The sequence below is a fragment of the Frankia sp. AgB32 genome (assembly GCF_023243045.1).
Classification (GTDB): Bacteria; Actinomycetota; Actinomycetes; order Frankiales; family Frankiaceae; genus Frankia.
Map to the genome: position 1 here is coordinate 1 of NZ_JALKFX010000254.1, position 9,815 is coordinate 9,815.

Here is a 9,815-nt window from a genome sequence, read left to right on the forward strand (position 1 = left end):
GCACCCGAAGAACACCCCACCCGATCCCAAAAAAGATCAGGCAACAACCCCGAAGACGAACCACGCGACGTGTCGTTCCACGCCTGGAGTAGCTGATCGCGTTCCCCTTCGACGAGGATGTCATGTTCGGAAATCGGCCGGGCCGGATCGACGACAACCGCTCGAAGCAGCGCGCGGAGCCGGTCCAACAGCCTCGCGATCGTGGCCTGGTCGAACAGCTCGGCCGCGTACTGGACACCGCCCTCGATCCCACAAGGCGCCCCGGCCTCACTGTGCCGCTCGTTGAGGCTGAAAAGCAGGTCAAACCGAGCGATCTCGTTTCCGGAAGGATCGGCCAGCACCTCCAGCCCGGGCAGCTCCAGCCGGGCCTCCGGCAGGTTCGACAGCCCCAGCCACACCTGGAACAGCGGATGTCTACCCAGCGAACGGGCGGGGTTGAGCACTTCGACGAGGCGCTCGAAGGGCACGTCCTGGTGGGCGTAGGCCGCCAGATTCCCGGTCCGGATCCGGTCCAAGACCTCCCGGAACGACGGGTCGCCGCTCGTGTCCGTCCGCAGCACGAGGGTGTTGACGAAGAAGCCGACCAGGTCGTCGAGGGCGTCGTCGACGCGGCCCGCGACGGGTGAGCCGATGGGGATGTCCGTGCCCGCGCCCATCCTGGTCAATAGGACGGCCAGGCCGGCCTGGAGCACCATGAAGACGCTCGCGCCACGGCTACGCGCGAGCCTGGCGAGGCCCTCGTGCAGCTCCGCATCGAGCTCGAATCTCGCTATCCGCCCGGTACGGCGGCCGAGTGTACCCCGGGGACGGTCGACGGGAAGCGGGAGTTCATCCGGTATCCCGTCGAGCGCCGTCCGCCAGTAATCCAGCTGTCGCGAGATCAGACTGGTCGGATCGTCCTCGCTCCCGAGGAGCGCGTTGTGCCACAGTGTGTAGTCGGCGTACTGGACCGGGAGACGGGACCAGTCGGGAGCCGCGCCTTCCCTGCGCGCGGCGTAAGCCTGGCTCAGGTCCCTCGCCAGCGGGCCCGTGGACCACCCGTCGCAGGCGATGTGGTGCACCACGACAGCCAGGACGTGTTCCTGGGGCCCAACGGCGAACAGCCTTGTCCGCAGCGGCAGCTCCTCGGCCAGATCGAAGCCCTGACGGACGAACGCGGCAACGGCGTCCGGCACCTGTCTCGCCGGGATCTCGACGATCTCCAGCTTCGGCGCGCCTGCCTCGGGAGCCATGACCTGCTGCCAAGGGATGCCGTCCTGTTCCGGCAACAGCGTTCGCAGACTCTCGTGCCGAGTGGTCACATCGACCATCGCGGCCCGCAACGCGTCCCGGTCGAGCTCGCCCTTCAGACGGAGCGCGAGCGTCATGTTGTAGGTGGAGCTCTGTTGGTCCAGCCGGTTGAGGAACCACAGTCGCCGCTGGGCGAACGACAGGGGCAGCCTCCCAGGCCGTGCCGTCGCTGTCAGCGGCGGACGCACCTCTGCGCCGAGGTGCCGGATGACCTCGGCGATCCCGGCCACCGTCGGCGAGTCGAACAGTGCGCGGACGGGCAGCTCGACCGCCAGCACCGACCGGACGCGACTGACCAGGCGTGTCGCGGACAGCGAGTGCCCACCCAGGTCGAAGAAGTCGTCGTCGATGGTGACGGACGGGAGTCCGAGCAGCTCGGCGAACAACCCGCAGATAATCTCCTCGTGTGGGTCACGTGGCGCCCGGCCGCCAGCCGCCTCGCCGGACTCGTCGGGAAGTGGGAGCGCGTTGCGGTCGAGCTTGCCCGTCACCGAGACCGGCAGCGCGTCCAGCACCACGAAGCTGGCCGGGACCAGGTGGCGCGGGAGCGACTCACGCAGTTCCCGGCGCAGCCGCACGACGTCGGCCCTGCCGCCCACTCGCGGCACGAGGTAGGCGACCAGCCTCCGATCGGCCCCGGGGTCGTCCCGTGCCACGACAGCCGCGTCGGCCAGGTCACCGAGCCGCCGCAGCGCCTCCTCGACCTCGCCAGGCTCGATCCGGAAACCGCGGATCTTCAGCTGGTCGTCCGTCCGGCCGAGGAACTCCAGCTGACCATCTGGCAGCCAGCGGGCCAGATCGCCGGTTCGGTACATCCGCTCACCCACGCCGAACGGCGACGCGACGAACCTTTCCGCCGACATTCCGGCGCGGTTGAGGTAACCGCGGGCCAGCCCCGCGCCGGAGATGTACAGCTCACCCGGAGCCCCGGTCGGGGCGGGCGACAGTCCCGGGTCGAGAACATAGACCCGGGTGTTGTCGACCGGTCGGCCGATCGGGGTGCCGTGTCCGGCGACCAACGGTGCACTCATGGTCGCGCAGACCGTGGTCTCCGTCGGCCCATAGGCGTTCACCAGGCGCGACGTGACGGGCCAACGATCGACCAGGCCGGCGGGAAACCGGTCCCCCGCGACGATCACATTCGGGACGTCGTGGAGTTCCGCCCCGGCTCGGAATGCCGTCAGCATGACCGGAGGCAAGGTCACCTGGGTGATCCCCAGGTCCCGCATCATCAGCGGCAGGTCCTCAGCCGACCAGAGCGACTCCTGGGGAACCAGCACGAGCGTCGCCCCGGAGAGGAACGTCATACACATCTCGGAGACGGATGCGTCGAAGCTGGGTGAGGCGAACTGGAGAACCCGACTGTCCTCGTCCACCCCCAGCAGCCTCGTCTGGGTTAGCGCCAGATCCTGGAGGCCGGAGTGTGGGACGACGACACCTTTGGGCGTCCCGGTGGACCCGGACGTGTAGATCACATAGGCGGGGTGCGACGGGAACAACGGTGTTCGCCGGTCACCGTCGACAACATTGTCGGCGGACTCGGCGTCGATCTGGAGCCTGGTGGATGGATCGTCCAGCGCGAGGATGCCCATACCCACCGGCACAATGAGATCCTCGCCGGTGAGAATGCAGGCGGCGGGTCGGGCATCTTTCAGGATCTGTCCGATCCGGTCCGCGGGGGAGGCCGTGTCGATCGGCAGATAGGCGCCGCCGGCCTTCACCACCGCGAGAACCGCGACGAACAGATCGAGGGATCGTGGCAGGGCGAGCGCGACAAGTGTCTCCGGTCCCACACCTCTGGCGATCAGCTGTCGGGCGAGCTGGTTGGCCCGGGCGTTCAGCTCGGCGTAGGTCAGGGACGCCTTCCCCTGCGCGACCGCGACCGCGTCGGGTCCTGAGACCACCCGCGCCTGGAACAGCTCGGCCAGGGTCCTCTCCGTTCGCGCACGGCCGGTCTCGTTGTTCTCGACCAGGAGTCGGTGTCGCTCGGCGAGGTCGAGAACAACGACCCGGCCGACCGGCCGATCGAGATCATCCGCGATTGCCCGCAGTAGCCGGGCATAGCGGTCCAGGACCGTGCCCGCCTCGTCCCGGTCGAACGCTCCGGGCCGATAGTTGAGCCGAAGTCGGAGCTGGTCGGCGACCAGAGAAACAACGAGGTTCAGCGCGTAGTGGGTCGTGTTGTGAGCCGAGGCACCGGTGACCCTCAGGCCGGTCTCTTCGAGGCCGGTCGCGCTCCGGTCGAACGGATAGTTCTCGAAGGTGACCGTGGTGTCGAAGGGCTCGATGAACCCGGAGTCCTCGTTGATCTCAGTCAGACTGAGGTACTGGTGATCCAGCAACGCACTCTGCTCGGACTGGACACGCGCCATGAACCCGCCGAGCGGCTCCGCGGGCCGCGACGTGACCCGCACCGGCACGGTGTTGACGAACAAGCCGATCATCGTGCTCATGCCCAGGATCTCTGGTGGGCGAATCGACACCGTGGTGCCGAAGACGACGTCGTCCTCGCCGGTGAGCCGGGCCAGCAGAAGCCCCCAGGCAGCCTGGACCAGGATGTTCAGCGTCACCTCAACCGCCCGCGCCTGCCGCTGGAGCTGGGCGGTGAGCACCGCGGGCAGGGTCAGGGAGACCTGCCCGGAACACACGTCCGTATCACCGATCCCCGGCGCCATCAGGGTGGGACCGCGCAGCCTGGCCATGGCCGCACGCCAGGCGGCACGGCCCGCCTCCCTGTCCCGCCCCGCCAGCCAGCCCACGAAGTTCCGGTACGGCGTAGCCACGGGCAGAGCCGCAGCGGCCCCGCCTCCCGCGTACAGGGTGAACAGCTCGCGTAGGAAGACCGGCATCGACCAGCCGTCCAGCAGAATGTGATGACTGGTGATCAGCAGACGGAAACGTTCCGGCGCGAGTCGGACCAGGGTCAGCCGCAGCAGCGGCGGGTCGGCGAAGACGAACCCCCGTGTGCGGTCCAGCTCCTCGACCCGGACCAGCTCCGCCCCGCGCGCAGGCTCGTCCACCTCGCTCAGGTCCAGCTCGGCCCACCGAGTAGCGCCGGCTTTCGGGATGAACTGGACGGCTTTCCCGGAGCTCACCTGCCGGAACCCGGCTCTCAGGTTGGAGTGCCGGCGCAGCAGGGCGTCCGCGGCGTCCCGCAGCCGCCCACCGTCTACCGGTCCGTCCAGGTAGATGCCAAGCTGAAGGTTGTAGATGCTCGCGCCGTCAGCATCGTACAGAGCATGAAAGAGCATGCCTTCCTGCAACGAGGACAGGGGAAGGACGTCATCGAGGTGGGAAGTGGGCTTCGGCGCCATGTCAGTTGCTCCAGCCTGCTTCGAGTTCGTCGATCTCGTCCTGGACGAGATCGACGAAGGGAAGATCGGAGGGGGTCCATATGTCGGTTCCACGCCTGGCATCGCGAGTCAGCGCGGCCAGGGCGTTGAACCACAGTTCGGACAACTGCCGTATGTCGTCCTCGGTAAAGAGGTCAGCGGGCCACGCCCACGTGGCGGTCAGGATCGGACCAGCCGGTCCGTCGTGGTTCGCGACGTTCAGCTCCAGGGCGTGTCCGAACGGCGTCGCCGGGTCCATGGCCGCTATCCGCAGTTCCTCGGCCGCGGCATACCAGCCGTCGGACTGGCCGCCGCGGATCCAGCCAAGATAGTTGAACACGATCTGCGGTCGGGCCCCGCTGCGCAGCTCGGCCGCGGTCTCCCGGTTCAGATAGCGGAGCAGCCCGTACCCGAGGCCCTTGCCCGGCAGGGCCCGCAGCTGTTCCTTCACCCGTCGCAGCGCGCCTGCCGCCGCGCCTTCGGGAGCGAGGTCCCGGACCGCCGGGTCCAGCCGGACGGGGAACATGGAGGTGAACCACCCGACCGTGCGGGACAGATCGTCGCCGTCCTGTGCTTCCCGGCCGTGACCCTCCACATCGAGGAGGACCGAGGTGCCGCGGTCGCCCATGAGCTCGCGCCGCCACCGCGCCACCGCCACGGCGAGTCCGGTCAGCAGGACCTCGTCCGGTCCGGCCCGTAGCGCTCCCGGGACCTCGTCGAGGAGGGGGCGCGCATGGTCGGCCGGCAACACCGTGGTGAGCGTCTGGGCGGTGCCCCTCGTGTCCCGGGCGGCGTCGAGCGGACGGTCGGTGATCAGCGGATCGGACGCCTCGAGCATCCGGCGCCACAGGGGCAGCTCCGCGCGTACTCGGGCGGAGTGCGCCAGCTCCGCCAGCCCGTGCGCCCAGCGGCGGAAGCTAACCGGCACCGGCGCGGGGTTCGGGAGCCTTCCATCTGCCGCATCGTGCCAGGCCGCCATCAGGTCGGGCACCAGAACGCGCCAGGACACCCCGTCCACGAACAGGTGGTGAACCATCACGAGGAGCCTGCCCGGAGCCTCCGGTCCGGCATCGAACCAGATCAGACGGACGATGTCGCCGGTACGGGGGTCGAGTTCGCCGCGCGCGACGTCGGCATGGTCGGACAGCAGGGCGGAAAGCTCCCGCCCGGCGAGATCCGCCAGGTCGACGCGGCGGACGCAGTCGTTCGCGGACACGGCCCCCGGGGGTAGCACCTCTATCTCCCACCGGCCGTCGTCCCCGTCCACCAGCCGTCCACGCAGCAGGTCGTGCCGGTCGAGCAGGGCCTGGACGGCGGCCACGAGTGCCACGAGCCCAGGTCCCGGTGGCGTCCGCAGCAGGACCGACTGCTGAAAACCCGCGACGGGCCCGCCCAGCTCGCGGAACCAGCTCATGATCGGAGTCTGCGGGACCGTGCCGGTGCCGTCGCCGTCCTGGACCGCCGGGGCCCTCAGACCGGCCGTGGCAGAGGCCAGATCCGCCACGGTCTGGTGCCGGAAGACATCGTGGACCGTGAGCACGAGCCCCGCCGCCGCCGCCCCGCTCACCACCTGCATCGACATGATGCTGTCGCCGCCCAGGCGGAAGAAGTTGTCGTCGAGCCCGACGCTCTCGGCCCCCAGAACCTCCGCGAACACCCGGCAGAGGATCGCCTCGGTCGGATTGCGCGGTCCGCGGCCACCGACGGTGGCAGTGACAGGCGCGGGCAACGCGGCCCGGTCCACCTTTCCCGATCGGGTGAGCGGTAGCCGATCGACCAGGACGAACGCGGCTGGGACCATGTAGTCGGGCAGTCGCCGGGCGGCGTGCGCGCGGATCCGGTCGACGTCGGCGGGATCGGAGGGGTCCGGCACGGAATACGAGGCCAGATACCGGTCGCCACGACGGTCCTCCCGGACCGTGACAACCGTCTCCCGCAGGCCGGGGCAGGACGCCACGGCCGCCTCGACCTCACCCAGTTCGATGCGGAATCCGCGGACCTTGACCTGCGCGTCCATCCGGCCGACAAACTCCAGCTCGCCCTTCCTGGTCCAGCGGACCAGGTCGCCGGTCCGGTAGAGCCGGGCACCCACCGGCCCGAACGGACTGGCGACGAAACGCTCCGCGGTCAGCCCGGGTCGGGCGAAGTAGCCGCGGGCCAAGCCCTCGCCCCCCACGTAGAGTTCGCCCGCCACCGCGTCGGGGACGGGCTGGAGCCCGGCGTCCAAGACATAGACCGAGGTGTTGTCGAGCGGCCGACCGATCGGAATGGTTGCCTGCCCATCCCGAGGGGCGGACAGGGTGTGGTGCACCACGCAGAGCGTCGTCTCGGTCGGTCCGTAGCTGTTGGTGAGGCGGGCGTGCCCGGCCCGCTCGATCACCCTGCCCGCGGCGGCAGCCGACAGGGCATCTCCACCGATGTAGATGTCGCGGAGACTCCGGAACGCCTCTGGATAGTGCTCGGCCAGGAGCCGGAACTTGCCCTCGGAGAACAGGCCGACGGTCGCGCCGCCGTCCGCCATCACGCGGGCGAGGGCGGTGAGGTCGGCGGCGTCGCTCTCGGAGGCGACGATGCAGCCGCCGGTCAGCAGCGGCCCCCACAGCTCATAGGTCGCGACATCGAAGGTCGGGGCGGAGTGCATGAGCGTTCGGTGATGAGGACCCCCATTCCAATATCGATCACGGACAAGGCCGACAACATTGGCGTGAGTGATCCCCACGCCCTTCGGTAGCCCGGTGGAACCAGACGTGTACATGACATAGGCCAGCTGCCCGGGTAGTGGTGCGGCCGGCGGGTCGACGGCCGCGCCCGACCGGTGCGGTTGGTCCACCCGGACGACGGTGACGCCGGTGTCGGCCACCAGGGCGCTCGTCGTGCTGTCGACCAGGACGATCCTGACCCCCGTCTCGCCGAGGACGTGCCGGGTGCGGGCAGGCGGGCTTCGCAGGTCGAGGGGGACGTAGGCCCCGCCCGCCTTCACCGCGGCGAGCACACCGACGACATGGTCGGGCCAGCTGCCGAGCAGGACTCCGATCCGGTCCTCGGCCCCCGCACCCAACGCCGTCAGCAGGCGTGCGAGTCCGCTGGCCCGGGCGTTCAGCTCGGCGTAGCTCAACCGATGGATACCGCACACCACCGCGAGTGCATCAGGGTCGCGGGCCACCTGTTCCTCGAAGAGCTCCGGCAGCACCGCCTCACCGAGATCGTGTGCCGTGGCGTTCCGCTCCACCAGCAGTTCGCGCCGTTCGACGGCCTCCAGCAGATCGATGTCGCCGATCGGCATACCCGGCTCGGCCACGACCTGGGTCAGCAGCCGGACGAACCGGGCGACCAGCGCCTCGACGGTCTCCCGATCGAACAGCTCCACGGAGTACTCGACCGCCCCGGCTAGGCCGCCGGCGCCGTCTGCGACGTCCGGCCGTTCCCGGAAGCTGAAGGCCAGGTCGACCTTGGCTCCGATCCCCGGCGCTCCGTCGACCTCGACGGTGAGACCCGGCAGGAGGACCTTGGGCGCATCGGTGTTCTGGAGGATGAGCATCACTTGGAACAACGGGTTACGGGTCAGTGTCCGCGCCGGCCGGATCTTCTCCACCAGCCGCTCGAAGGGCAGATCCTGATGCGCGAAGGCGGCCAGATCGGTCTCGCGCACCCGGGACAGCACCTCTGCGAAGGACGGCGCGCCACCCGTGTCGGTCCGCAGCACCAGGGAATTGACGAAGAAACCCACGACATCGTCGAGTGCCTCGTCGGCACGTCCGGCCACCACCGTGCCGATCGGGATATCCTGCCCAGCCCCCAACCGGGTCAGCAGGACGGCCAGGCAGGCGTGCAGGGCCATGAACAACGTCGCCCCGGACGCCCTGGCCAGGTCGAGCAACCTGGTGTGCAGCCGCGAATCCAGCTCGAACCGGATGCTTGCGCCCTGTCCTCCAGGGGTGATCGGCCGGGGCCGGTCGAAGGGCAGGTCCAGTTCCTCCGGGAGATCGCTCAGAGCCGAGCGCCAGAAGGCGAGCTGACGGGACACGGCGCTGGCCTCGTCGTCCGGATCGCCGAGTGCGTCCCGCTGCCACAGTGCGTAGTCCGCATAGGTCACTGGAAGCGGGGGGAGGCTGACCGGAGTCCCCGAGACTGGTGCCCGGTAGGCCGCTGACAGGTCCCGCACCAGCGGTCCAAGCGACCACCCGTCCGCGACGATGTGGTGCATCACCAGGGCCAGGACATGCCGCGTGGGACTCTCCCGGAACAGCACGGCACGAAGCGGCAGGTCCACCGACAGGTCGAACCCGGCACTCGTCACGTCCTCCAGCGCGGCCAGGCCCCCGGCCGGCGTCACATCCACCAGCCGCAGTACCGGACAACCATCGCGCGGCTCGAGAATGCGTTGCTCGGGCACTCCCCCGTCGTCGGGGAAGACAGTCCGCAGCGGGGCGTGCCTGTCGACCACGGCGGCCAGCGCATGCTCCAGCGCCGCCACGTCCAGTACACCGGATATCCGCAGCAGGAGCGGGATGTTGTACATCCCGCTCCCAGGCGCGACCTGGTTGAGGAACCAGAGCCGGCGCTGGGCGAAGGACAGCGGCACGGTCTCGGGCTGCGCCCTCGGCGTGATCGGACGGACAGCGGGCGCGGTGGTCAGCCGGGCAGAGATCCCGGTCACCGTCGGAGCCTCGAACAGCGCCCTGATCCCCAGTTCGCCGCCCAATACCGTCCGTATCCGGTTCAGCAGTCTGATCGCGAGGAGCGAATGCCCGCCCAGGGCGAAGAAGTCATCGTCCACGCCGACGCGGTCGAGTCGGAGCACCTCCGCGAAGAGTCCGCGGAGAATCTCCTGCTCGGCGGTGCGCGCCGGCCGTGAATCCGACACGGCGCGGGTGGGGGCGGGCAGCGCCGCCCGGTCGAGCTTGCCGTTGTGGTTCGTCGGGAGCTGATCCAGGACGATGACGGCCGACGGCACGAGGTGTTCGGGAAGTAGCCGGGCGAGGTGGGCGCGCTGTTCGTCGCCGACAAGCCGGTCTCCCGCCACGTAGGCGACCAGCCGCCGGTCACCCGGCTGGTCCTCCCGGACGATCACCGCGGCTTCCCGGACTCCTGTACGGGCCAGCAGCGCCGACCTGATCTCACCTGGTTCGATTCGGAAGCCCCGCACCTTCACCTGATCATCGACACGGCCCACAAACTCCAACACCCCACCCG

2 protein-coding genes are annotated in these 9,815 nt (G+C 69.4%); both read right to left on the bottom strand.

All coding sequences use genetic code 11. The features are described from left to right. Positions 1-4,604: non-ribosomal peptide synthetase (locus tag MXD60_RS27695; protein WP_248822638.1), on the bottom strand; the 4,604-nt coding region annotated here is incomplete at its 3' end. A 1-nt stretch (position 4,605) separates the two neighbouring features. Further along, complete coding sequence (locus MXD60_RS27700) at positions 4,606-9,768, bottom strand: non-ribosomal peptide synthetase (RefSeq protein WP_248822639.1); 5,163 nt, start codon at positions 9,766-9,768, stop codon at positions 4,606-4,608. Positions 9,769-9,815: the final 47 nt, after the last annotated feature.